At 62.0% G+C, this 23175-nt stretch carries 21 protein-coding genes and 4 pseudogenes; 10 read left to right on the top strand and 15 right to left on the bottom strand.

Annotated features, from left to right (window positions below):
• Window positions 1–906 (bottom strand): DUF3991 and toprim domain-containing protein, encoded by a 906-nt coding sequence (locus IP86_RS21755; RefSeq protein ID WP_054164523.1) that lies wholly within the window; start codon window positions 904–906, stop codon window positions 1–3.
• Between the two features lie 488 nt (window positions 907–1394).
• Here IP86_RS21755 and IP86_RS21750 point away from each other — a divergent pair, with 488 nt between their 5' ends.
• The 4 genes and pseudogenes from IP86_RS21750 to IP86_RS21730 all read left to right on the top strand — a co-directional run bounded on the left by IP86_RS21750 (window position 1395) and on the right by IP86_RS21730 (window position 4562).
• Window positions 1395–1721, top strand: coding sequence for a DUF736 domain-containing protein (locus IP86_RS21750; protein ID WP_054164522.1), 327 nt, complete (start codon window positions 1395–1397; stop codon window positions 1719–1721).
• Window positions 1722–1885: 164 nt separating this feature from the next.
• Window positions 1886–2578 (top strand): annotated as a pseudogene (locus IP86_RS29740) (site-specific integrase); the annotation flags it as partial.
• A gap of 86 nt (window positions 2579–2664) precedes the next feature.
• Window positions 2665–3173: pseudogene (locus IP86_RS21735) on the top strand (HAD-IC family P-type ATPase); the annotation flags it as partial.
• 348 nt (window positions 3174–3521) lie between these two features.
• Window positions 3522–4562 carry a L,D-transpeptidase family protein gene (locus tag IP86_RS21730; protein WP_156332586.1) on the top strand — a complete coding sequence of 347 codons (1041 nt, stop codon included), beginning with the start codon at window positions 3522–3524 and terminating at the stop codon, window positions 4560–4562.
• A gap of 1035 nt (window positions 4563–5597) precedes the next feature.
• Here the strand turns inward: IP86_RS21730 and IP86_RS29485 are convergent.
• Complete coding sequence (locus tag IP86_RS29485; protein ID WP_245290704.1) at window positions 5598–5867, bottom strand: hypothetical protein; 270 nt, start codon at window positions 5865–5867, stop codon at window positions 5598–5600.
• Between IP86_RS29485 and IP86_RS29735 the strand changes: the two genes are divergently transcribed.
• Entirely contained in the window at window positions 5752–6120 is a 369-nt protein-coding gene (locus IP86_RS29735; protein ID WP_502675310.1) for an MAPEG family protein, read from the top strand. The two genes, IP86_RS29485 and IP86_RS29735, sit on opposite strands and share 116 nt — an antisense overlap.
• A 32-nt stretch (window positions 6121–6152) precedes the next feature.
• Here IP86_RS29735 and IP86_RS21725 read toward each other — a convergent pair whose 3' ends face one another.
• From IP86_RS21725 to IP86_RS21710, 4 genes are read right to left on the bottom strand one after another with little or no spacing between them, the layout of a single operon-like run.
• Window positions 6153–7040, bottom strand: a complete 888-nt coding sequence (locus IP86_RS21725; RefSeq protein ID WP_054164518.1) for a protein-disulfide reductase DsbD domain-containing protein — start codon at window positions 7038–7040, stop codon at window positions 6153–6155.
• A 22-nt stretch (window positions 7041–7062) separates the two neighbouring features.
• Window positions 7063–7566, bottom strand: coding sequence for a signal peptidase II (gene lspA, locus IP86_RS21720; RefSeq protein WP_054164517.1), 504 nt, complete (start codon window positions 7564–7566; stop codon window positions 7063–7065).
• Window positions 7563–8291, bottom strand: a complete 729-nt coding sequence (locus tag IP86_RS21715; protein WP_054164516.1) for a cytochrome c biogenesis CcdA family protein — start codon at window positions 8289–8291, stop codon at window positions 7563–7565. Before IP86_RS21715 ends, lspA begins: the two co-directional genes overlap by 4 nt.
• A gap of 48 nt (window positions 8292–8339) precedes the next feature.
• Window positions 8340–11360, bottom strand: coding sequence for a heavy metal translocating P-type ATPase (locus IP86_RS21710; protein ID WP_245290703.1), 3021 nt, complete (start codon window positions 11358–11360; stop codon window positions 8340–8342).
• Window positions 11361–11425: 65 nt separating this feature from the next.
• Between IP86_RS21710 and IP86_RS21705 the strand changes: the two genes are divergently transcribed.
• From IP86_RS21705 to IP86_RS29620, 5 genes and pseudogenes are all read left to right on the top strand, one after another.
• The gene (locus tag IP86_RS21705; protein ID WP_054164515.1) at window positions 11426–11866 is read left to right on the top strand and encodes a MerR family transcriptional regulator; all 441 of its coding nucleotides are present in this window, start codon (window positions 11426–11428) and stop codon (window positions 11864–11866) included.
• 132 nt (window positions 11867–11998) lie between these two features.
• The gene (locus tag IP86_RS21700; RefSeq protein WP_054164514.1) at window positions 11999–12952 is read left to right on the top strand and encodes an IS481 family transposase; all 954 of its coding nucleotides are present in this window, start codon (window positions 11999–12001) and stop codon (window positions 12950–12952) included.
• A gap of 49 nt (window positions 12953–13001) precedes the next feature.
• A complete protein-coding gene (locus IP86_RS29650; protein WP_349509539.1) occupies window positions 13002–13208 on the top strand; it encodes a cation diffusion facilitator family transporter in 207 nt (68 codons plus the stop codon).
• 30 nt (window positions 13209–13238) lie between these two features.
• The gene (locus tag IP86_RS29645) at window positions 13239–13595 is read left to right on the top strand and encodes a cation efflux transmembrane domain-containing protein (protein ID WP_349509540.1); all 357 of its coding nucleotides are present in this window, start codon (window positions 13239–13241) and stop codon (window positions 13593–13595) included.
• 1025 nt (window positions 13596–14620) lie between these two features.
• Window positions 14621–14806: pseudogene (locus IP86_RS29620) on the top strand (baseplate megatron protein TIM-barrel domain-containing protein); the annotation flags it as partial.
• On the opposite strand, the pseudogene IP86_RS29480 reads toward IP86_RS29620, so the two are convergent.
• The 9 genes and pseudogenes from IP86_RS29480 to IP86_RS21655 all read right to left on the bottom strand — a co-directional run.
• Window positions 14806–15137 (bottom strand): annotated as a pseudogene (locus tag IP86_RS29480) (hypothetical protein); the annotation flags it as partial. The pseudogenes IP86_RS29620 and IP86_RS29480 overlap by 1 nt on opposite strands.
• Window positions 15134–16510, bottom strand: a complete 1377-nt coding sequence (locus IP86_RS21690) for an NAD(P)-binding protein (protein ID WP_054164513.1) — start codon at window positions 16508–16510, stop codon at window positions 15134–15136. The pseudogene IP86_RS29480 and the gene IP86_RS21690, both read right to left, overlap by 4 nt.
• A 48-nt stretch (window positions 16511–16558) precedes the next feature.
• Window positions 16559–16879, bottom strand: a complete 321-nt coding sequence (locus IP86_RS21685) for an ArsR/SmtB family transcription factor (RefSeq protein ID WP_054164512.1) — start codon at window positions 16877–16879, stop codon at window positions 16559–16561.
• 90 nt (window positions 16880–16969) lie between these two features.
• Entirely contained in the window at window positions 16970–17716 is a 747-nt protein-coding gene (locus tag IP86_RS21680) for a sulfite exporter TauE/SafE family protein (RefSeq protein ID WP_054164511.1), read from the bottom strand.
• Between the two features lie 41 nt (window positions 17717–17757).
• Entirely contained in the window at window positions 17758–18825 is a 1068-nt protein-coding gene (gene arsB / locus IP86_RS21675; RefSeq protein ID WP_054164510.1) for an ACR3 family arsenite efflux transporter, read from the bottom strand.
• A 9-nt stretch (window positions 18826–18834) separates the two neighbouring features.
• The gene (gene arsC, locus IP86_RS21670) at window positions 18835–19260 is read right to left on the bottom strand and encodes an arsenate reductase (glutaredoxin) (RefSeq protein ID WP_054164509.1); all 426 of its coding nucleotides are present in this window, start codon (window positions 19258–19260) and stop codon (window positions 18835–18837) included.
• Between the two features lie 8 nt (window positions 19261–19268).
• Window positions 19269–19796, bottom strand: coding sequence for an arsenate reductase ArsC (locus IP86_RS21665; RefSeq protein ID WP_054164508.1), 528 nt, complete (start codon window positions 19794–19796; stop codon window positions 19269–19271).
• On the bottom strand, window positions 19789–20160 hold the full coding sequence (locus IP86_RS21660; protein WP_054164507.1) for an ArsR/SmtB family transcription factor: 372 nt from the start codon (window positions 20158–20160) through the stop codon (window positions 19789–19791). The genes IP86_RS21665 and IP86_RS21660 overlap by 8 nt, the downstream gene beginning before the upstream one ends.
• Before the next feature lie 101 nt (window positions 20161–20261).
• A partial coding sequence (locus tag IP86_RS21655) for an error-prone DNA polymerase (RefSeq protein ID WP_054164506.1) occupies window positions 20262–23175 on the bottom strand: 2914 nt, incomplete at its 5' end.

Raw genomic sequence — 23175 nt, 5'->3', positions numbered from 1 at the left:
CTACCGAGTCGTTCGCAGCGCGTCCTTCAGGTCATCATTCCAGTCGTCACGCGACGGCCGCAGCCGATCGTAGCCGGCGCCGACATCCTGTGCGATGGCGCGCAGCCGGTTGCCGAACACGTCGCCCTGCAGATTGCTGTCGGTCGCGGCGACAAGAACCGTGCCAGGGCGCGCGGCGACGGCGCGGATCGCTGCTTCGGTCGTCGGCGACCAGCCGCCGCCGGTGCTGACATAGAGCGTATCGTGGCGCAGGCCTTCGATCGCGGCACGGCTCATCGCGTCGATCGCCGCCTCGGTGACGCAGACGCGCGTCGCATGCGTCGCGCCGAGACGGAACAGCACCTTCGATCCGTCGGTCGCAAAGCCGCGCCATTCGGGGCCGCGCTCTTCCCAGCCAACAACAACGCCGGCGTCGTCCGTATGCGCCGCCCACATGCTGCCATGCGGACCTTCGCGCAGCCGGTCCTGATCGACGGCCTCCTGAATCAAATGATCGGGAATGGCGCGCGTCTCGGCGAGATAGCGCCAGGTCGGCGAGCCCGGCCGCGGCTTGAGACGCGCAGCCCAACGATGCGCGAGCGGAGCGGTTGGCTTGGTCCGCGCCGGGCGTTTCCAGGCCGGCTGCGTCGGCGTGAAACCAACGAGCTCGCAGACCTGCTGCAGAGCCACCGCAAAACCGGCCGCGCCGAGATGCTCGGCGAGGTCGAAGACGTCTCCCTTCGCTTCCGACATCGGATCGAACCAGCCGCGCCCGTCGTGAATGACGATGACGATCTGGCCCTCGCCGTGGCGGTATTTGACAGCCTTGCGGGTGCTCTCCTTCAGGTCGACCTTCCAGCCCGCCCTCTCCAGGACGGACGCGCAGGGCACCTTCCCCCGCAGCTCGTCGATGTCTTTCTTCTCCATAACACTTACGCCGAACCCGCCGCGGCGGCGATGTCCAGCCCTTTCTTCGGTTGGCTTCGCATTTCCCGACATTGACGGGACGACTCCGACCGGCCGCGAAGCCTGCCGGGGGCAAGGGCGCGTTGACAAGACGTCGCATTCGTCGGCCTCTGGGCGCGGCGAAGCCTCCCTTGCGGCCGGCATGGCGCAAGCGGCAGCCAGCGCCCGCCCCCGCTACGCTCCTCCGGCCGATCGGGATGGGCACGGGCTTTTTCACAGGGACATTGGGCTTTGTGAGACCCGTCGGATTCGACAGGGTGTGCGGCGCTGCGCCCCGGTGGATGCTCCCGCCCACGGCGCGCGTCGGCATGGGAGCGATCCGAATGCGAGCAAGTGGAATGGCGCGGCTGCTTGGGCATGGCGCGGTCGCAGGCAAGTCTGACGTTCCGGCCAAGACCGCCGCGCATGCCGGGCCGGATGCCAGCCGGAATGAAACGGGGAGACATCACATGCCAGCCATCGGCTACGTCAACAAGCTCGACGACGGTTCCTATCGTGGCACGCTGCGGACGCTGTCGATCTCGGCGGCGCTGAAGATCATGCCGAACAAGGAGAAGAAGCCGGACAGCGACCAGCCCGACTATCGCGTTTATGCCAATGGCGCGGAGATTGGCGGCGCCTGGATTCGCAAGAACAAGGAGAACGGCGCCGACTACGTGTCGGTTTCGATCTCGGCGCCCGAGTTCGGACCGCGCAGGCTGTTCGCCAACCTCGGCCGCGCCGCCGGATCGGAGAGTGACGACGAATTTGCGGTGATCTGGAATCCCACGGAATAGGCGACGCCAATACTGGCGGCGGTGTCGCGACGGTAGCGTGAGGGATCGACGCCCGAAGGGTGAAAACCCGGCGAAGGGGGGGTTTCAGCGAAGCCGAGAGCCCGGTCCCGCAGGGACACGCCCCCTCATCTCGCATTCGGTCGACCGGACCTACATGAAGGTCCATGTGCAATGACTATGAGCAGCACGTCCGCTGGGCCGAATACTGCAAGATGAAGCAGGATCTGGAGCTTGGCATCCCGACTCAGCAGACCGACCTCGACTTGCCGCAAGCCGACGATCTTAAGATCACCGATCGCGGTCCGGTGATGCGCGCTGTCGGCGATGTTGTCGAGCTCACCGTGATGAACTTCCGTCTTCCGCCAAGCGGCCGCGGTGGCCTGTGTTCAATTTCCGGTCTGAAGGGCGGCATTTCGCGAACAGCAATCGTTGCATCATCCCCGCGAGCGCATTTTTCGAGTTTATGTGGACACTTATCGATGATGCGATGGGAAGGCTCGAGAATGCGCGTTGTCCGGGTGCGAACGGAGGTTGGCGATCGCTTTGAGCTGATCGACGAACATGGTGTGGTGGACAGGCACGCGGCGAGTTTCGCCCGAGGCGTGGTTGGTCGAGGGTGCTCACCTCACACCGTCGCGGCGTATCTTTATGACCTACGCCGCTTCTATAGGTTCCTCGCAGAGAGAGGTCTGACTTTCCCGCCGTTCAAGTTGGCGCACCGCGTCGATCTGCTTGCCTGGCTGGGCAGTATCGAGAGCAAGCGCGTCCGGTTGACGGCGTTTCCTGCGGCGGTACGGACAACGCTGTCGCCGACTAGCATCAACCGCAGTATGGCGGCGATCTCCAGTTTCTTCGACCATCTGGTGCTTGCCGGTGAGCCGGGCATTGACGCCAACCCGCTCGCGACGTCACAGGAACTGGCCCGTGGCGGCGTCGCCCGACGAAGGGCGGCTTTGCCTCGGTCGGCTCGCCGCGTCATGCTGCGGAACGGGCCGAGATACCGGCCGATGTCCGCGACCGCATCCTTGCGCTGGAGAACGAGGGCAAGACCGTTGTCGTGCTGATGGCGGGCAAGATTGTCGAGGGGCTGATCGAGTTGCGCGACGAGCCACGCGACGATGCGGCCGAGGGCATACGACGGCTGAAGGATCGTGGCGTTCGCGTATTGATGCTGTCGGGCGACAACCAGCGCACCGCAAACGCCATCGCCTCGGGACTTGGCATGGAAGCCAAAGGCGAGCTGTTACCGGAGGCCAAGCTCACCGAGATTGGCCGGTTAAAGGAGACAGGACCTGTCGCCATGATCGGTGACGGGATCAACGATGCCCCCGCGCTCGCGGCGGCCTCGGTCGGCGTCTCGATGGGCGGTGGCACCGATGTGGCGTTGGAAACCGCCGATGCGCCCTGCTTCGAGATCGCGTAGGAGGCGTCGCGGACCTTATCGCTCTTTCTTAGGCGACACTCGGCAACATCTGGCAGAACATCACAATCGCGCTTGGCGGGAAACGGCGCAGATTTCGACTGGCCGCACGCTGCGGACATACTTCGGGCGTCCGCAGATTCAATGACGCGCCACAATTCAGGTTAAATCAGCATTCAGAATGGGTTGGTATATGTGTAGCCGGTATGGCGAGCTGAATAGGGGTAAACGGGGTGGTGAGCTTGCGTGGTTGGAAGAGTTTCGTGTTCGCTGGTGGGCTCATCGCGGCGCTCAGCTCTTGCGCTCAGGATTCCTATAGATCCACCCGTGGTCTAGCTCCCGTTCCCGCAAAAACATTGGCGCTCATGTACGATAAGGGCATGGACCCCGGCGCTCCAATCCTTATGCGTTCCTTCAAAAAAGAATCCGAGATCGAGGTGTGGAAGCGCGGGCGAGACGGCAAATATGCCCTGCTCAAGACATATCCCATGTGCAGGTGGTCAGGGCAGCTCGGACCGAAAGTTCGAGAGGGCGATCGTCAAGCCCCCGAGGGCTTCTATGAAGTGACCGCCGCCTCGATGAACCCCAAATCGAGCCTCTTTCTTTCATTTAATATCGGATATCCCAACGCGTTTGACCGCTCGCACGGGCGCACTGGTTCTCACCTTATGGTCCATGGTGCCTGCTCGTCGCAGGGCTGTTTTGCAATGACCGACGAGGCGATGAGCGAGGTCTACGCTTTAGCCCGCGAGGCTTTCGCTTCGGGGCAACGGTCTTTCCAATTTCAGTCATACCCGTTCCGAATGACTGCGGAGAACCTGACCAAGCACCGCGCCGACCCGCATCTCGCGTTTTGGAAAAATCTGAAGGACGGATCCGACATCTTTGAAGTGAGCGGCGATGAGCCGGCATGGACGGTTGCGGCCGGCCGTTACGCGTTCAACATAGCCCCCGCCCACGCCGCAGATATTTCGGCCAAGGCATCGCGCGACGAGCGCGATGTGGCGGCGCGCATTGCCAAAGGCGCGCCAGCCGTTCGGCTCGTTTATCAGGACGGTGGTGGGCACCCGTCTATGAAGAAACTTGCATTGGCTGCCGCCGCCGGTCCGTCGTCGGAAGTTGACGAAAATATAAGACGGTCACTTGGCGACGTCAGTCGGCCGGATGCGCTCGCGGCAGAGCCAAGCGAGATCGTGGTTCAGACAGGTTCGGCCCCCGTTTCGCCGCCGACCGCTCACCCAGTTCCCAACCAGGTGAAGCGGGACGTGATCGGTTCCTCTACCGCACGCAACTCTCCGCCCGGTGTTCTGGCATCGGTGCCGGCAGTCCCGTCCGATGAACAGCGATCGGCCTCTTCGGCCAATAGCACGACAGGGAAGCCCTCATTTACCGACCGTTTCCGCTCTTGGTTGCCCAATTGAAACTGGGCTAAGTCATATCGCCGCGTCCCTAGTCGTTTCATGGGCAGGCGTCGTGTTTAGGCTAGCGGTATCTCGCCAAGTGCTCGGTCCAGCTCATCCAGCCATACTTCCGCAGAGCTATCCGAGGGAGCGCGCCAATCCCCCGCGCTGACAATGACCCTCCTGATGATCTTGGGCCCGTTCGGCATGACCGAACGTTCAAACTGACTCGTCGCAAAGAAGCGATGCAGGAAAACACGAAGCCACTTTTTGATTTGGTGGAGATCATAAGACGTGTGGCGGTCGGGGGAATGTTCGTCGGCCAGCTGCCCCGAGCGGCGTCATTCCACGCACAACAAGCCAAATAAGCTACTTTGGACGGCCGAAAGCCGTATCTAGCCGTGTAGTAAAGGTGAAAATCCTGCAGGGCATAAGGCCCAATGACAGCCCCGGTGGACTGTGGCGAGCCACCGTCTTCAGGAGGGACAAGTTCAAGACTGATGACGGCGGCAAGAATGCTCTTCAGAAGATTTGCGGTATCTGAATTCACATCGCCCGAGTCCGCAACGAATCTAATGAGATGCTGGATGAGGGTTTTTGAAACAGACGAATTGACATTGGAGTGGCTCCCACTAGCAATTCTCCGCGAGCTTGCTGGCATCGGATGGAACATAGGGGAATCGTTCTACAAGGCGTCTCAGGGGTAGCTCATCCGGCGGGCAATCAATCGTCGCCGTCACGGTACGAAAGGAACAGTCACCTGCATCTCTGTGGAGGCGATGACGTGCACAATCTCCGAAGGTAACACGTCGCATTCGCTCTTGGCGCAGCCGACCGAGATCGACATCCGCGACGGCCATGGTCGAGCCGGTGGGAAAGCGCTCCGTCTCTGCCAAGGTGCCAAGGGCAAGCCGTTCTCAAAGATTCCTGCATGGCCATCCCAGGCTAAGTCGGTGGTCGATTCGCCCGGGCCGGCAGCCGAATAAGCGCAAGCCGCGATGCAACGCATTGACTGCGAACCGCATAGAAGTCTGCGGTCGTCGGCTTTGCCGATTGTTATGTTAGACGCAGATAGATTAAGGAGCATCTCGGCGCCGCCGTCTTGCTCGCCATGACTAGTTTGGTGACGGCAGATTGAACGGCATCCAGAACCGCATCTTGCTGCAAAAGGTCACGACCAATCGCGTTCGCTTTGAAAATTGATTTGCCCTTGTTCATCTGGTTAGCTTGGTCTGTTCGGGCGGTAAGCAGCAGGCGATTCCGTTCGACAATCGATCGGAAAGGAGCGGCGTTCGGTCCTTCAAGCGAGGAGATCGCGATCCCCAAGGCTCTTCTCCAAAATTCGCTCGATCAAGCAGTTTTGGCCGTCGGTGCACATTTGGTCCTTGCTACGGCTCTCCGGGGCTTGGAACTGGTGGTCATCCCCCTGCTCGTCGCCCTTTATTTGCTAGGCCGGGTGAGCTTTTCATTGCGCTACTCTCAAGGCGCCGCACAGCGCTCGTTTGGCATGGCTCTAACAGCATCGCCATCCGTCGCTTCCTATGTCGTCGCAGCCGGATTGATACTGGTCGGCCGATGAGCCTCGTCCCCACACTGCGCATCGTTTGAAGCTCAATAAGGGACTGAAACCTCGATTGCCTCCCGATCCGCAGTCGCAGTCAACCTAAGCATGGCGCCGCTCGTACCCACGCCTGCCGGAACTCCGGTGAGATCGAGGGAAAAGCGCCGCAAGTCGCCTTCCGCCGAAATTGGCTGCGGGAGTGGCAGCGACCAATCAGAACCGGGTCCTTCGGCAAAGAGATCGACGCTAGCAGCGGCGGGCGCCGCCACGTCGATTACGATCCTCGGGCCCGTTCGTCCCATCTCACGTTGAATCGCGTGGATGGAAAGTCTGCCACCTTCGCCAATTCGCGCTTTCCTAGGCACTCTGGCTTCCGCAGCAGCGAGCGCAGGCTCATGGGTTGTCGTATCACCAGAGAGCAGCAGCTCGGATTGTGCTTCAGCCAGGATGCAAAGTTTTTCGCAAATTCCGTAAACCAACTTGAGTCGTAACGTCACAGGCTTCGCTGCATGTTCCGGCACGACGCGCAGCGGCAGCACGACGCGGTCCTTATAAACGATCAAATGGGTACCCTCGTCGGTGAACCGCTGTGGTGCTGGCCACATCACGGTGACATCGGTGACATTCGTGGACCCGGCAAAGTCGAAGCTTGGAGGAACGCCGGCATCGCCTGGATGGCGCCAGTACATCTTCCATCCTGCCCCGAGCTTTATTTCAATACCCGCTCTTCCAATTCGCGCGCCATCCTCGCCGACGAAAGCTCCAGCAATAAGCCGCACGGCCGAGCGGTTATCTCCATCCCACTTGGATGCGTCCGCCGCCAGGGCGAACGCCGTCAGCCCCACTGTCAGCATCACACTCGTTGCACTCGCCAGGAACCAATGACAGTTCCGTTGGACAGAGAGGAGCGAGATGCCGCCAGGATCGATGAGCATCATTTCCGGCCTTCCGTAAGGATATCTAATTTGCGCCGCGATCACGCCTAATGAAACTGTCCGTTATCAGAAGCGCTGCCCCACAGACCACGCCAACATCTGCCATGTTGAATGCAGGCCAGTGCCAGTCGGCCAAATGAAAATCTAGGAAGTCGGCCACTGCTCCGTGACGGAGCCGATCCAAAGCGTTGCCGAGAGCTCCTCCGATGATCAGAGCGAGGCCCGTCGCGACCAGCCGATCACGCGTCCGCAGCAGCCAAATAATCAGGCCAGCAGCAATGCTTCCGGAGAACAGCGCGAGAATCCAAGGGGGCAAATCATGGCCACCGAGCATTCCAAAGCTAATGCCTCTGTTCCAACCGAGCACAAGATTGAAGAATGGTGTGATGTGAATTGCGCCATGAGACGAAACAACCTCTTCGAGGATCCACCACTTCGTTATTTGGTCGAGCACGAACCACCCGAACGCGAAGACCAGTCCATAAATCTTCAGAGACGCTGGAGGATCGGCGATGGAATGGGCTGTCATCCGATTGTCCCAAGCGCTGGAAATGTCTCAAGCATGAAGATTGCAAAGAGCGTCAGGTGACCCGTGATCATAGCGATGCCCATAACGACCATGATGGCGCCAGCGGCGAGCTGCAACGCGCGCCCGGCTTTGCGGAAGCTGCGTAGCCTCTCAACAAATCCGCCCATGAAAAGCGCTGCCAGAACGAACGGCACGCCCAGCCCTAGTGAATAGGCGGTGAGAAGAGCAACTCCGCTCAGATTGGCTGAGGATGTCGAAACGGCCAGAACCGCGCCGAGCACTGGTCCGATGCAGGGTGTCCAGCCAAAGGCAAAAGCCATTCCGAGAAAATACGCTGCGACAGGGCCACTTCCGGGAGGATCGCCATGCCATCGCAACTCCCGCTGAAGCCACGGCAAGCGGAGCAGGCCCGCCGTGAACAGCCCGAAGACGATCACCAACACACCGCTGGCGAGGTTAACTTCCCACCGGTACGCGTTCAAAACCATGCTCAAGGCGTTTGCGCCTAAGCCCAACACTACGAACACTGTCGAAAAGCCGAGAACAAAGCAGAGGCTCAGTCCAAGCGTTCGCCATCGCGCTTGGCTGACGGTAGCACCGGCCACCGACTGCCCGGCCATATAGGAAACGTAGCCCGGGACCAGCGGAAGCACGCACGGAGAGAGGAACGACACAGCCCCTGCAGCAAAGGCGGTCACGAACCCAATATTCGAGGCCAGTGCCAAACCGAGATCCCTGAAAAGCGTTGCCACGGGGCGCCCAGAAGCGCGTCGTTAAGCCTGCTGCTGTTGCCCACGCGTGAGCAGCCGCAAACCGTTGAGAACAACCAGAAGAGAGGCGCCAACGTCCGCAGCAATTGCGCCCCAGAGCGATGCAAAGCCAGCGATCGTCAAACCGGTAAACAACAGCTTCACGGCGAGCGAGAACCCTATGTTTTGCCGAATGATGGCCAGCGTCGCCTTGGAGTGTCGGATCAACCAAGGCAGCTTTGATAGATCGTCGGACATTAGAGCGATGTCGGCGGTCTCGATGGCAGCATCTGAACCGATGGCGCCCATCGCAATACCGAGGTCCGCTCGCGCCATTGCTGGCGCATCGTTCACGCCGTCGCCAATCATTGCGATGGCACCACCCGACGTGTGATAGTGGCAAGCCAGTTCTTCAACGGCTGCTACCTTGTTTTCGGGAAGAAGCTCGGCGCGCACTTCGTCCACACCGGTTTCGCGGGAAATTGATTCGGCAGTCGCGCGGTTGTCCCCGGTAAGCATGATCACCCGCTCGATCCCCGCTGCATGTAGTTCTGCAACGATGCGTTTAGCTTCGGGACGAATTGCATCGGCGACAGCAATCAATCCCCAGACAGCGTGCTCATCACCGATCGCGACGACAGTACGCCCAGCTCCCGCAATACGATCCGCGACAGCCAGCACCTCGGCCGTGGCGGTGGTCTTTCCGCGCTCGACCAGGTAGCTTCGTGATCCAAGCCAAGCTTCAGCGGCCCCAACGCGCCCGCTGACTCCTTTCCCACGCATTGCCTGTACGGCCGACGCTGGCGCTATAGTGAGTCCGCGCTGCTTCGCCTCAATGAGGATGGCACGAGCCAGAGGATGCTCGCTGCGGGCCTCCAGAGCGGCGGCAAACTCCAGCAACTCTGCCTCGCTGCGACCACCGAGTGGCACAAGCTCGACGACCTTTGGCCGGCCCTCCGTGAGGGTGCCGGTCTTGTCCGTAGCAATGGCTTTCAGCTTTGCCGGCGTCTCAAGGTGTACTCCGCCCTTGACCAGCACACCCTGTTTTGCGGCGCCTGCTAGCGCCGCGACGATCGTGACTGGCGTAGAGATAACGAGCGCACAGGGGCAGGCGATGACTAGGAGCACCAGCGCTCGATAGAACCACGGCTCCCATGCTCCACCAAAGACGAGCGGCGGGATAAGAAAGACGATCAACGCCAAGATCATCACCGCGGGCGTGTAGACTCGCGCAAATTTTTCGACCCACTGCTCACTCGGTGCCCGCCGGCTCTGAGCCGAACCGACCATGCGAATGATGCGAGCAAGAGTTGTGTCTTGCGCTGCTTTAGTCGTTTGAATTTCTAGAGCACCCTCGCCGTTGATGGTGCCGGCATAAACCTCGGTGCCGGCCTGCACTGCGACGGGAACACTTTCCCCAGTGATCGGGGCTTGGTTGACCTCGCTTTCGCCCTCGATGACTCTTCCGTCGAGCGGGATCTTGTCGCCCGGACGCACCACAATATGCGCGCCGACTGGCACTTCGACGGCAGGCAATTCGACCTCGATGCCGTCGCCGCGCCGGACGCGGGCAACTGTCGGTGCAAGCTCCATCAGCGCCGCGACCGCTCGGCGCGCACGCCCCAAGCTCCAGGCCTCGAGAGCCAATGCCAGCGCGAAGAAGAACGAAACGGTCGCCGCCTCAAACCACTCACCGATGCCGACCGCACCTGCAACGGCTACTACCATCAGCAAGTTCATGTCAGGGCGCAGGCGCCGAACCGATAGCAGCGCTTTCGGAGCCACATAACGGACAGCGCAAAGAATCGAGAGAACGTAGGCCGCTATCGCCGGGGTCGGCGTCCCGGCCCCTGCCTCGGCTGCACCCACGGCAGCGGCAATCCCTCCCCCTAAAACGGAGTGCAGCCCGAGACCGGCTGCGGCTAGAACTCCGCTTGCCGTTGTCAAAATCGTCTGGGTTCGCCTTCGCCGCTCTTCAGCAAGCGTTGCATCAGATGTCGAGCCCTCTTGCCAAAGCTCCGCCGTCATGCCGGTTCTAAGAACGGCCTTTTCTATGAGTTCGCGCGGCAAGGCGTTTACGCTGCCTAGAACGGACATCCGCCCGTTGACCAAGTCAAACGCCAGCTTGTCCTCGCCCCCAACGACTGGGCCGACTTCACGCTTCAGGGCTGCGACTTCATCCCCGCAGTCCATGCCATGAACCCTGAATACCGCATGTCCCGGCAAAATAGGAACCGGCGTGGTGAGCGCCTGATCGCCAACCATGTCAGCTGAGCAATCGGTACAGGCCGCATCGCCTGCCGCGGAGGTTGCGGCGGGCCTTCGCGCAGTAATTCCGGTCCCGGCAACTTCGGCGAACATTCCCGTGGTTGCGACGGCATTCTGAATTGCCGTCACTGGAGCGCCTGACGCGGGCGCCACCCGCATGATGCCTCCTTTCGTATCGAAGGTTAGATTGTGGTCTCCGCCGACCAGAGGTCCGACGGCTGCCTTCAGCGCTCGGACCTCATTCTGGCAATCGAGACCACGCACTATAAATTCTAAGGGAAGGTCTTTGGTCGCTTCTCCGGGATCTATGACCGAGCGCAGCTTCGCCCGCATCCCGGTCGGTATGACTGCGCTTTCGATGTCATTCGCGGTAGCGAGGTTCTGCGGGCTCACCCGCATGGTGCCAGCCTTCGTGTCAAAACTCAGCTTTTCTTCTCCCACCAAGATACCGACGGCGGCCTGGAGTTGGCGGACTTCATTCTGGCAATCAAGCCCCTGAACATCAAAGACCAGCTCGCTGTCTTGCGCGGTATGTGAAGTCACTCGCATTCCGGTGCGCGCGACCGCCGTGATGATGGCTTCGATTCCCGGCCAGGCACCGCCAAAGCTGACCTCCATCACACCGCCCTTTGGGTCAAAGGCGAGCATCCCATCACCGCCGACGAGAGGACCCACCGCGGCCTTCAGCTGGCGGACTTCATTCTGGCAATCTAGTCCTTCAATTTTGAACCGAAGGGACTGCTGGGACGCCTTCGCTAAAACCACTGAGTCCGACATGGGTCACCTCGATTTCTATGAAGTGACGGCTATATAGACCCTGTAGGAACTAGAGGGTCAATGCGATGGGCGCCGAAAGATTGCAGATCGGTGATCTGGCACGGGCAACGAACACGAAGGTCGAAACCATCCGGTATTACGAGCAGATCGGCTTGCTCCCGGCTCCCTCGCGTACCCGCGGGAACTTTCGAGCTTACGCAGCGAAGCACCTGGGACGACTGAGCTTCATCCGACGAGCCCGCGATCTGGGGTTTACGTTGGACCAGGTTCGGGAACTCCTCAGCTTATCAGACCAGAAGCGCCAATCCTGCGAGGGGGTCGACCTGATCGCCCGCCAACACCTGGCTGACGTTGATCGCAAAATTGTAGACTTGACGGCCCTCAGGGATGAACTTTCCAGCCTCATTGAGCAGTGCAGCTGCGGCACGATCGCCGATTGTCGCATCATCGATGCTCTTGCGCCGTCGCTCCCTGACAGCACGAAATCGGGAGCGTTGCCTGCGTAGCCGGCAACGCCGCCTTGACTTCCAGACGTCGAGCAAGTTGACCCTCTAGCTGTGAGCTTTCATTAGGTTGTCCATCCGGTCCGGACCGGGGATGCTGAGGTTGCGATGCTTCAGTATCCAGGGAGGGACCGGATGAACATTCACAAGAATGCCCGTTTGACGCCGATTGGTCGAGAGCGGCTGGTGCAGGCGGTGCTGAGCGGGCAGACGCCGAAGGCCGCCGCACAAGCCGCAGGCGTCTGCCCGCGGACGGCCCGCAAATGGGTCGCCCGGTTCAAGGCCGAAGGCCGGGCAGGACTTGCGGATCGCTCGTCGCGACCGCGCCGTTTGTATCGGCCGACGCCGGCAACGATCGTCGACAAGGTCGAGCGGTTGCGCCGGCAGCGTTTGACCGGCAAGCAAATCGCCGTCGATCTCGCTCTGTCGCCAGCCACCGTTAGCCGCATCCTGCGACGCCTCGGGCTCAACCGGATGCGCGATCTGGAGCCGGCCGAGCCGGTGCGCCGCTACGAGTACGCCCACCCCGGCGACATGATCCACATCGATATCAAAAAGCTCGGCCGCTTCGACAAAATCGGCCATCGCATCACCGGCGATCGCACCGGCCAAAGCAACAGCCGCGGCGTCGGCTGGGAGTTCGTCCACGTCTGCATCGACGACGCTTCACGCATCGCATTTTCGCAGATCTTACCCGACGAAAAGGCTATCAGTGCGATCGCCTTCCTCAAGGCCGCGATCGCCTATTACGCCAGCCTCGGCGTCACCGTTAGACGCATCATGACCGACAACGGAAGCTGCTACATATCGACTGATTTCCGAAACGCCTGCCACGCTCTCGGGCTCAAGCATATCCGCACCAGGCCATACACACCTAAAACCAACGGCAAGGCCGAGCGCTTCATCCAAAGTGCTCTCAGGGAATGGGCCTACGCACAAGCCTATCCGACCTCGGAATGCCGGGCTCAAGAACTGCCGATCTGGCTGCATCGATACAATTGGCACCGGCCCCACGGCGGCATAAAGTCACAAATACCCATCAGCCGCCTCGGCCTGTCCGAGGACAACCTGTTGAGGCTCCACATCTAGCCGCTTAAGGGATTAGGCTCCCCGATCTTTGATCCCTGCTAGGTCACGGATGGCTGAGAGCGACGAACCTTCACTGGATCCTGCCGACGCCGCAGAGCGGCGAACGCTACTGTTGGTTCTGGGAATCAACTTCGCCCAGTTCGTCGTCGCCGGCGTGGTCGGTCTGATCGCCTCTTCTACTGGTCTCCTGGCGGTCGCACTCGACAACCTCTCTGATTCCGCCGTGTACGCCGTGAGCCTGTATGCCGTCGGGTGATCACTCGAGACGAAGCAATGGACCGCCCGGCTGTCAGGTATTCTTCTCATCGCGCTGTCCCTCGGATTGTTCGTGGAAGTCTTGCGACGCTTCTACGTAGGAGGCGAGCCTTACGGTCTCGCGATGATCGGCACGGCCATTGTAAACGCCGCAACTAATCTTCTCTGCCTCAGATTACTCCGCACTCATCGAAACGAAGGGGTACATCTGAAAGCCTCGTGGATTTTTACGACCAATGACACGCTGGCGAACTTGGGCATTGCCGCGTCAGGCGTGTCGGTGATGATATTTCGCTCACCGACCCCTGATTTGCTCATCGGTTTAGCGATCGTCGTGGTCGTGTTCAAAGGCGGTCTGGAGATCCTGCGGGAAGCAAAAAGAGAGTAACTGTGCCTAGAGGCCCCTCGTGCACTGCTGCCAGTCACTTTTTGAGATTCGCGTTCGTGGCAGCCTTGGCCGCAAGTCCATCAGCCGCGCGTTCCGACCAGCACCAGGTGTATAAAGCCGTCGTCTTGGAACGCGGTCTCTATCAAGCGGGAAGCGAGCCTTACGCGATTGCACAAAGCAGCGCCGGACCAGTTACGATGATCCGGAATGCGACTCTCGTTCAGAGCACAACGACAATCCTTGCTAGACGTTTCATCCGCTTCGGAGTACGTTACGCAATCACGGGGGGCCTACCGGGCGCTCCAGTTAATATCAAGCTGGTGACTCGTTTTCCGGAACCTGGGCTGTTGGACACAAGGACAGGCGTTCGCCACCAGCGGGGGGGTACAAAATTACCGCGCAAATTGGCGCTCAAGCATACCGTGAGTTCAAGTTTGACCACCCGTGGGAAATGGTACGCGTGGTTCGGTACCTCGATCGACGTCGCCACCTGCTCGATCAGACCGGAAGCCGAGTACGCCACCTATCCTGACCGGCTGCCGGACACGGCACCCTACCTCTGGTCAGTGATGGGAGTGGGTCGGCCAATCTTTGGCATCGGCGCTTCGTCATGGCCACTCGTTTCGTCTTTTACCAAACCCGATGGATCGCTCGGGCTGTTCTACGGCGGAACGATCAGCGACGGTTATGTGATACGGGCCATTCAGCACCTGCACAGCTGGGCTACATTCTTGATGATGGACATCCCTCCGCCCCGACCCGGCGCCGTTTCCATGGCGCGGGCGCATCGGCGGATTAGCAGAAAGTGTCGCAGGCTTTTTTGAACAGCCAGACGGTTATCTGCGCTTCGTGCGCCATTGCATGACGCTTTGCGAAGATGCGGGCGGCGTGGACGGCTTCGTCATCGGCTCTGAAATGGTGGCGCTGGATAAGCTGCGCGACGGCGGCGGCGTCATCCTGCGGTACCTTTTTGGCAGTCGATTGCAGCAGAGGCGAAGAGCCGCCTCTGATCGGACTGCGTCGTCACTTACGCGGCGGACTGGGTCGAGTATCGATATGACGATCGTTGCAGTGGCAACGTCGACTTTCCGCTTGACGCGCTTTGGTCCGATCCTAACATCGATGTCGTCGGGATCGACGCGTATTTTCCGCTTACTGATGTCCCCCGTGCGATCTACGACAAAGACTCGATCAAAGTCGGTTGGGGTTAGACCGGCAGATTGGGCGAGAGCGCGAGACCGGCCGATCCGATAGCGAGAAACACCGCGCTGGTCGCAAGCACAGCGCGGCCGCCAAGCCGCTGGATGCGGTCCCCGACGCGCGGCGACACGATCCCGGCGACAGGAGGCTGAGGGAGAGGCCGCCGACGATCCACGCCAGCGGCCAGCCGGTATCGGCCGCGATCGGCTGCGCCAGAACAGCCAACAGATAGTAGGAAGAGCCCCACGCCAGAATCTGCGTCACGCCGAGGACGGGAATGACGAGTAGAAGCCTTGGCGGCCGATAGGTCGAGGTAAGCTCGCCCACCACAGGGACGCTCATGCGGCGACGCCGCAGCCGCATCCCTCCTTGCCGTCGTCCTTCGCCACGGCGTCGGCCCTATCCGGCGCTGGCCCGCCGCAGCATGCGGCTGCCGCGCTGCCGTCCACGGAGAAGGAGGTGTTGCAAACGCCCGTTTCGGGAAGCACGAGCTGGACATTGTCGGCGGCTGCCATGTCGCCGGCGAGCGCGGCGGCGACGGAGCGCACCTGCTCGTAGCCCGTCAGCAGCAGGAAGGTCGGCGCGCGGCCGTAGCTCTTGACGCCGACGGTGTAGAAGCCTGGCTCGACATGGGCGAGTTCACGATGTCCGTGCGGCGGGACCGACCCGCAGGAATGCTCGTTCGGGTCGATGAGCGGTCCAAGAGCCTTGGTGCTTTCGAGCAACGGATCGAGATCCAGCCGCAGTTCTCGCGTCAGCGAGAGGTCTGGACGCTGGCCCGTCGCGGCTATGATGCGGTCGATAGGGCCGATGCTGCGCGGACCCGCCGCCGTCTCGCCGTCGATCATGACCCGGCCGTCCGCCTCGCGGATGCGGATGATCGAAAAGCCCGCAAAGAGCGACACGCGGCCGTTCTCGACCAATGCCCGCGTCTGCGCCCCAAGCTCACCGCGCGCCGGCAACTGGTCGGCGTCACCGCCGCCATAGATGCGCGCGAGGTTGGTGCTGCGTGTCGACCAGATCGACGTCGTAGTCGGGTCAGCGTCCGACAGCCGCGCGAGATCGAGCAGCGCATTGGCCGCGGAATGGCCGGCACCAACCACCAATGTCGTCTGCCCGGCATAGAGATGCCGGTCCCGGCCGAGGACGTCGGGGATGCCATAGGCAATGCGATCCGCAAACGTGGCCTCGCCGTCGGCGGGCACGCCGCTCGCGCCGAGCGGGTTCGGGGTTGCCCATGTGCCGGAGGCGTCGATCACGGCGCGAGCGAGATCGCGCCGCATGCCAGTGGCCGTCTTTACGGCCACGACGAACGGCCGCTCTTCGCGGCCGTGGCTGACGACCTTGTCGATGCCGAGGCGCGAGATGGCGACGACGCGGGCGCCGGTCTCGACAATGTCCGCAAGCGCGGGTGTTGCTGCAAGCGGTTCGAGATAGTCGCGCACGATCTCGCCGCCGGTCGGAAACGCATGGGCGGGCGGCTGCTTCCAGCCCTGGCGCTCCAGGAGAGCGACGGACGCCGCGTCCACGCAATAGCGCCACGGCGTGAACAGGCGAACATGCCGCCAGTCGCGGATATTAGCGCCGACCGTGGGACCAGCCTCGTAGAGCTTCACCGGCACGCCTCGTCCGACCAGATGGGCGGCGGCGGCAAGACCGACCGGGCCGCCGCCGATGACCGTCACGGGAAGCGCTTTTTGGGAATGTTGCTGCATATTCTATCCTTCCGGGATCATCGAAATAAGGCGCAAAACGAAACGCCGTCAGGCGACCGCTTCCTCCTCGCTCGCTACGCAGCCCACATCGGCGCAACATTCGTCGGCGAGGAAGCCGATGAGGCCGTTCATCGCCGGGTAGCTGGCGCGGCAGATCAGCGTGGTGGCCTGACGTTCCTGCGTCACAAGCCCCGTCGCCACCAGCCGCTGCAAGTGATGGGAGAGCGTCGATGCCGGAATGCCGAGCTTGGTTTGCAGGCGACCGACCGGCAGCCCGTTATTCCCGGCCCGGACGAGGGTTCGATAGACGCGAAGACGGGTCGGGTTGCCGATCGCTTCCAGCTGCTTTGCTGCTTTTTCGAGATTCATGGAAACAAGCTACGTCAGCAGGCCCGGGTGGTCAATCCATATTTCTAGTGTGATGGAAATAGGAGCATCGGCAGCTTCATGCAGCCTTCCCTAAGACAACAGAAGCTTGATGCCGGCGACTACGAGGATGCACGCGAGAATGTAACGCAGTGCGCTGTCCGGCAGGTAGCGGCTACCGATAAAGGCTCCGGCCGCACCGCCGATGCCGACCGCGAGAAGCCACACGGGTAAGCTCTCGGGGATCGCGTTGAGGATGCTATAGGCGCCCGCCAAAGCGGCCGCGGAGTTAAGCAGATTATACGCTGCCGTCACGGCGGCCGTCTTGCGGAGACTTACCCAATTCATCGCCAGAATGGTCGGAGCCAAAAAAATGCCGCCGCCTGTGCCCGTCATCCCGGACAGGAAACCAATGCCCGCGCCGACCAGCAGGGCCGGAAGAAACGGAGGCTCTGATGGAGGCAATTGCTGCTCAGCAGCGGGCTTCAACGCCGAGCGAACCATCTGCAACGCGGACAATATGAGAATGACGCCTACGACGGGGTAATAGACATGCGCCGGGAGCTGAAGCGCTCCTCCAAGCAGTGAGAATGGAAATCCAAGAATGGCGAATGGATAGAACGTACGCCAGGACAACTGGCCTGTACGCCAGAACTGCAATGTCCCGATGCCTGCCACGAGCACGTTAAGCGACAAGGCCGTGGTTTTCATGGCAGCGGGAGCAAGTCCAAAAAGACCCATGACCGCGAGATAGCCGGACGCCCCCGCCTGGCCGACTGACGCATAGAACAGCGCGATAACGAGAAATAGAATGGCCAGCCAAGCGGCTTCGCTGCTCAATGCGCTGTCTTTCGGTCTCGATGTCCTTTGGAGGGGGATTCCTAGCCGTCTTGAGCGGCGTCCGCCACCACCTTCGATGATCTCGAAGAGCCGCTCTCGTACCAGCCCTTTGAGCGGTTGACGATCCAGACCACGGATAGCATCACCGGCACCTCGATCAGAACGCCGACGACGGTGGCGAGAGCGGCGCCCGACTGGAAACCGAACAGGCTGATGGCCGCGGCGACCGCCAACTCGAAAAAGTTGGAGGCGCCGATCAGGGCGGAGGGGCCGGCGACGCAATGTTGCTCGCCCGAGATGCGGTTGAGCAGGTAAGCGAGGCCGGAGTTGAAATAGACCTGGATCAGGATCGGCACCGCCAGTAGCGCGATGATGAGCGGCTGCGCCAGAATCTGTTCACCCTGAAAGCCGAACAGGAGAACGAGGGTGGCGAGAAGCGCGACCAGTGACAACGGCTGGAGCCGGTCGAGAAACCGCTTCAAGGCCGGCTCGCCGCCTGTCGCGAGCAATCGGCGCCGCAGCAGTTGCGCCGCGATCACCGGGACGACGATGTAGAGCACGACGGAGAGAACCAGTGTGTCCCACGGCACGATGATGGCCGAGAGGCCGAGCAGCAGGCCGACGATCGGCGCGAAGGCGAACACCATGATCGTGTCATTGAGCGCGACCTGGCTCAATGTGAAATGCGGCTCGCCCTTGGTGAGGTTCGACCAGACGAACACCATCGCCGTGCAGGGCGCGGCCGCGAGGATGATGAGGCCCGCGATATAGCTGTCGATCTGGTCGGCCGGCAGGTAAGGCCGGAACAGATAGCCGATGAAGAGCCAGCCGAGCGCCGCCATCGAGAACGGCTTCACGGCCCAGTTGACGAACAGCGTCACGCTGATGCCGCGCCAGTGCTCCTTCACCTGACCGAGTGCGGCGAAGTCGATCTTCACCAGCATCGGCACGATCATCAGCCAGATCAGCGCCGCGACCGGCAGGTTGACCTTGGCGATCTCGGCCGCGCCGATGGCATAAAACACGCCGGGCATGACATGACCGAGCGCGATACCGGCGACGATGCAGAGTGCGACCCAGAGGGTGAGATAGCGTTCAAAGGTGGACATGGCCGCTCCTCACGCCGTCGCCACGCGGCGGCCGCGCTCGTCGACCACGCGCTCGCCGTCTTCCTTGATGAACTCGCCTTGTTGCGGCGGAAGCAGGTCGAGCACGCCTTCGGAGGGGCGGCAGAGCTTCACCCCCTTTGGGCTCACGACGATTGGGCGGTTGATGAGGATCGGATGCGCCATCATGGCGTCGAGCAGCTCGTCGTCGGTCAGCTTTGGGTCGCCAAGGCCCAGCTCCGCATAGGGCGTGCCCTTCTCGCGGAGCAATGCACGAACGGAGATGCCCATCCGTGCGATGAGCTGTTTGAGCATGGTCCGCGTCGGCGGCGTCTTCAGATATTCGATGACATGCGGCTCGATGCCGGCATTGCGGATCATCGCCAGCGTGTTGCGCGACGTGCCGCAATCGGGGTTGTGATAGATGATGACGTCCATGACCGGCCTCATGCGGCGCTCGGACGCGGCTTGGTCGCGCCCTGTAACTGGCCGATCTCGACGATCTTGGAGCCGAGCGTCATGCGGTCGAGACTGGCAATCGGCAGCGCCGTGAAGACCGAAATGCGGTTCTTGAGATAGCGGAAGGCGGCTACGAAAGCGGCCTCCTTCTGGATGTCCGGTCCCTCGACCGCGGCGGGGTCCTCGATTCCCCAATGCGCCGTCATGGGCTGGCCCGGCCAGACCGGACAGGATTCGCCGGCGGCGTTGTCGCAGACGGTGAACACGAAATCCATCACCGGCGCATTGGGCTTGGCGAACTCTTCCCAACTCTTCGAGCGGAAACCGTCAGCCGGATAGTCGAAGCTGCGCAGCACCTTCAGCGCGAGGGGATTGACGACGCCCTTTGGCTGGCTGCCGGCGGAGAAGGCACGGAAGCGCCCGCGGCCGTCCTTGATCAGGATGCTCTCGGCCAGGATTGAGCGAGCGGAATTGCCGGTACAGAGGAAGAGCACATTATAGATGCGGTCAGTCACGGACGGTCTCCTTGGCAGCGGTCTTCTTCGGCGGACAACAGGGAGCAAGGTCGGCGATCAGCGGTGCGCAGATCTCCGGACGGCCGCCGCAGCAATCCTTGACCAGGAACCCGGTGAGCATACGCACGGCATCGAGCTTCGCGCGGTAGATGATCGAACGACCCTGGCGTTCGGCCTCGACCAGTCCGGCGCGGGTGAGGATCGCCAGATGCGAGGACATTGTGTTGTGCGGTACGGCCATATGCCGGGCGATCTCGCCGGCCGGCAGTCCGTCAGGTTCGTGCTCCATGAGGAGCCGGAACACGTCGAGGCGGGTCGGCTGGGCGAGCGCCGCAAACGCGAGGATAGCTTGCTCTAATTCCATATGTCGAGACTAATCGACATAATGGTAAGAGTCCAGCCCATTGAGGGCTTGCCGCATGGTCTCCGTAGCGGATGGCTTGTTTCAGCGACGCCATCACCCGCTTATCGGAAATCCCGTGTCTTCACGCGGATCTGGTCGATGTGCCCGTATGTATTGCCGAGATCGCGCGTCCGCGGACCCTTCGGCAGCCCGCGCGGATCAGGCGACGGACTGCCGTGGTGGAATTCATCGCCGCGGCCATGCGGCAGCGGGAAGGCGTCATCGCGCTCGCCGACGCTCGCGAGCGCGCCTGAGAGGTCGGACAAGTGCCGAGCCACAAGATGCACCACCTCGCCCTCCCGCTGAATCCGCCCTCGAACTGAGAGCATTCCGGCCGACAGCACGACGCGCCGATATTGCTCGAAGACCTTCGGCCAAATCACGAGATTGGCGATGCCGCTCTCATCCTCCAGCGTCACGAACATCACGCCCTTGGCGCTGCCCGGCATCTGACGGACCAGGACGAGGCCGGCGGCCTCGAGCCAGCGTCCATCGCGCGACGCCATCGCCTCGGCGCAGGTGACGACGCGCCGGCGCGTAAGATCGGCGCGCAGAAAGGACAGCGGATGGGCGCGCAGTGTCAGGCCGACATGCCCGTAGTCTTCGACTACCTCACCGCCGGCCTTCATCGGGCGCAGCGTTACGGTAGGCTCGTTGATCTCCGCGATGGTCCTCGCCTCGCGCGCCGCGGCGGCAGCGAACAGCGGCAGCGGCTCGTCGCGCAGCGCCTTGATCGCCCACATCGCATCGCGCCGAGGAAGACCGAAAGCCGGGCGGAAGGCGTCGGCGTCAGCAAGGTGAACAAGCGCAGCGGACGGCACGGCGGCGCGGCGCCATAGATCGTCGACCGAGGAGAATGGCCGATCGCCGCGGGCGGCGATGATCTGCGCGGCGTCGCCATTGGCGAGGCTGCGCACCATGCGCATGCCGAGCCTGACCGCGAAGCGATCCTCCTGCTCAGTCGGCTCCAACGTGCAATCCCATCGGGACAGGTTCACATCGACGGGCCGCACCTCGACGCCGTGATCGCGCGCGTCACGGACGATTTGCGCCGGCGCGTAAAATCCCATCGGCTGGGCATTGAGCAGCGCCGCGCAGAACACGTCGGGGTGATGGCATTTCAGCCAGCTTGAGGCGTAGGCCAGCAGCGCGAATGACGCGGCATGCGATTCCGGAAACCCATACGAGCCGAATCCCTCGAGTTGCGAGAATGTCTTCTCAGCAAACTCGCGCGTATAGCCGTTGGCGATCATGCCGTTGACGAGTTTGTCGTGAAACGCGCTGACTCCGCCCGTGTGTTTGAACGTCGCCATGCTTCTGCGGAGCTGATCGGCCTCGCTGGCGGAGAAGCCGGCGCAAACCATCGAGACCTTCATGGCTTGCTCCTGAAACAGCGGCACTCCCAAGGTCTTGCCGAGGACGGCCTCGAGCTCCGGCGTCGGATAGACGACATCCTCCTTGCCTTCGCGCCGGCGCAGGTACGGATGGACCATGTCGCCTTGGATCGGTCCCGGCCGCACGATCGCGACTTCGATGACGAGATCGTAAAAGGTGCGCGGCTTCAGCCGCGGCAACATGCTCATCTGCGCCCGGCTTTCGATCTGGAACACGCCGAGCGTGTCAGCACGGCGGATCATCGCGTAGGTGCGCGGGTCCTCGGCGGGAATGGTGGCGAGATCGAGCGCGACGCCCTTGTGCTCCGACAGAAGGTCGAAGGCGCGCTTCATGCAGGACAACATGCCGAGCGCCAGGCAATCCATCTTCATCATGCGCAAGGCGTCGACGTCGTCTTTGTCCCACTCAACGACTTGTCGTCCGGCCATCGCCGCGGGCTCGATCGGCACGAGGTCGTCGAGCCTATCGCGCGTCAGGACGAAGCCACCCGGATGCTGGCTGAGATGGCGCGGCGTGCCGATCAGCGCGCGCGCCAGATCGAGCGCGAGGCGCAGGCGCCGGTCGCCAAGATTCATGTTGAGGTCGGCGGCGTGTTTGTCCTCGATGCCGGTCCGCGACCAGCCCCAGACCTGGCCCGACAGCATCTTGATCGTATCCTCGGTCAGGCCCAGCGCCTTGCCGACGTCGCGCAGCGCGCCTTTCGATCTGTACCTGATGACCGTCGAGCACAGCGCCGCCCGGTCGCGTCCATAAGTTTCATAGACCCATTGAATCACCTCCTCGCGCCGTTCGTGTTCGAAATCCACGTCGATGTCGGGCGGCTCCTTGCGTTCGACGCTGACGAAGCGCTCGAACAGCAGGTCGTTGCGATCCGGGTCGATAGATGTGATGCCGAGCACGTAGCAGACGGCGGAATTGGCGGCCGAGCCGCGACCCTGGCACAGGATGCCCTTCGATCGTGCGAAACGGACGATCGCATTGACGGTGAGAAAATACGGGGCGTAATCGAGCGTGCGGATCAGCGCGAGCTCATGAGCGAGGATCTTGCTCACCCTGTCGGGCACGCCCTCGGGATAACGCTCCGCGGCGCGCTCCCATGTGAACTTCTCCAGAGCCTCCTGCGGCGTGAGGTCCGGCAGGCTGCGCTCTTCCGGATATTGATATTCGAGCTCGGACATTGAGAAGGTGCAGCGCTTCGCGATCGCAAGCGTGCGCGCGAGCGCTTCTGGATAGCGCGCGAACAGCCGGTGCATCTCTTCGGGCGGCTTGAGAAAGCGATCCGCGTGCCGCTCACGCCTGAAGCCGAGGGTGTCGATCGTCACGTTATGGCGGATCGCGGTGACGACATCCTGCATGATGCGACGCCGAGGTTCGTGAAACAGCACGTCATTGGTCACGACGGTCTCGACGCGCAGCGACGCCGCAAGGTTCGCCAGCTCGTGCAGCCGGAGCTGGTCGTTGGGCCTGCGGCGCAGCGTCAAGGCGAGGTAGCCGCGATCGCCGAAGGCCTCGCGCAGCCGGCACAGCCGTTCGGCGCAGAGCGCGTCGGCGTCATCCGGGAGAAGGATGGCGATCAGGCCC

The organism is Rhodopseudomonas sp. AAP120 (assembly GCF_001295845.1).
GTDB lineage: Bacteria > Pseudomonadota > Alphaproteobacteria > Rhizobiales > Xanthobacteraceae > Rhodopseudomonas.
Note: the sequence above shows the minus strand (reverse complement) of the source record. Positions and strands in the feature narration are given on the sequence as shown.

Excerpts from the sequence above, each read along its gene's own strand:
- arsB (WP_054164510.1), bottom strand. The coding sequence starts at position 18,825 with ATGTCCACCTTTGAACGCTATCTCACCCTCTGGGTCGCACTCTGCATC.
- IP86_RS21690 (WP_054164513.1), bottom strand. The coding sequence starts at position 16,510 with ATGCAGCAACATTCCCAAAAAGCGCTTCCCGTGACGGTCATCGGCGGC.
- IP86_RS21705 (WP_054164515.1), top strand. The coding sequence starts at position 11,426 with ATGGGCGCCGAAAGATTGCAGATCGGTGATCTGGCACGGGCAACGAAC.
- IP86_RS21710 (WP_245290703.1), bottom strand. The coding sequence starts at position 11,360 with ATGTCGGACTCAGTGGTTTTAGCGAAGGCGTCCCAGCAGTCCCTTCGG.
- IP86_RS21755 (WP_054164523.1), bottom strand. The coding sequence starts at position 906 with ATGGAGAAGAAAGACATCGACGAGCTGCGGGGGAAGGTGCCCTGCGCG.
- IP86_RS21700 (WP_054164514.1), top strand. The coding sequence starts at position 11,999 with ATGAACATTCACAAGAATGCCCGTTTGACGCCGATTGGTCGAGAGCGG.
- IP86_RS21730 (WP_156332586.1), top strand. The coding sequence starts at position 3,522 with ATGGACCCCGGCGCTCCAATCCTTATGCGTTCCTTCAAAAAAGAATCC.
- IP86_RS29650 (WP_349509539.1), top strand. The coding sequence starts at position 13,002 with ATGGCTGAGAGCGACGAACCTTCACTGGATCCTGCCGACGCCGCAGAG.
- IP86_RS21685 (WP_054164512.1), bottom strand. The coding sequence starts at position 16,879 with ATGAATCTCGAAAAAGCAGCAAAGCAGCTGGAAGCGATCGGCAACCCG.
- arsC (WP_054164509.1), bottom strand. The coding sequence starts at position 19,260 with ATGGACGTCATCATCTATCACAACCCCGATTGCGGCACGTCGCGCAAC.
- IP86_RS21660 (WP_054164507.1), bottom strand. The coding sequence starts at position 20,160 with ATGGAATTAGAGCAAGCTATCCTCGCGTTTGCGGCGCTCGCCCAGCCG.
- IP86_RS21750 (WP_054164522.1), top strand. The coding sequence starts at position 1,395 with ATGCCAGCCATCGGCTACGTCAACAAGCTCGACGACGGTTCCTATCGT.
- IP86_RS21725 (WP_054164518.1), bottom strand. The coding sequence starts at position 7,040 with ATGATGCTCATCGATCCTGGCGGCATCTCGCTCCTCTCTGTCCAACGG.
- lspA (WP_054164517.1), bottom strand. The coding sequence starts at position 7,566 with ATGACAGCCCATTCCATCGCCGATCCTCCAGCGTCTCTGAAGATTTAT.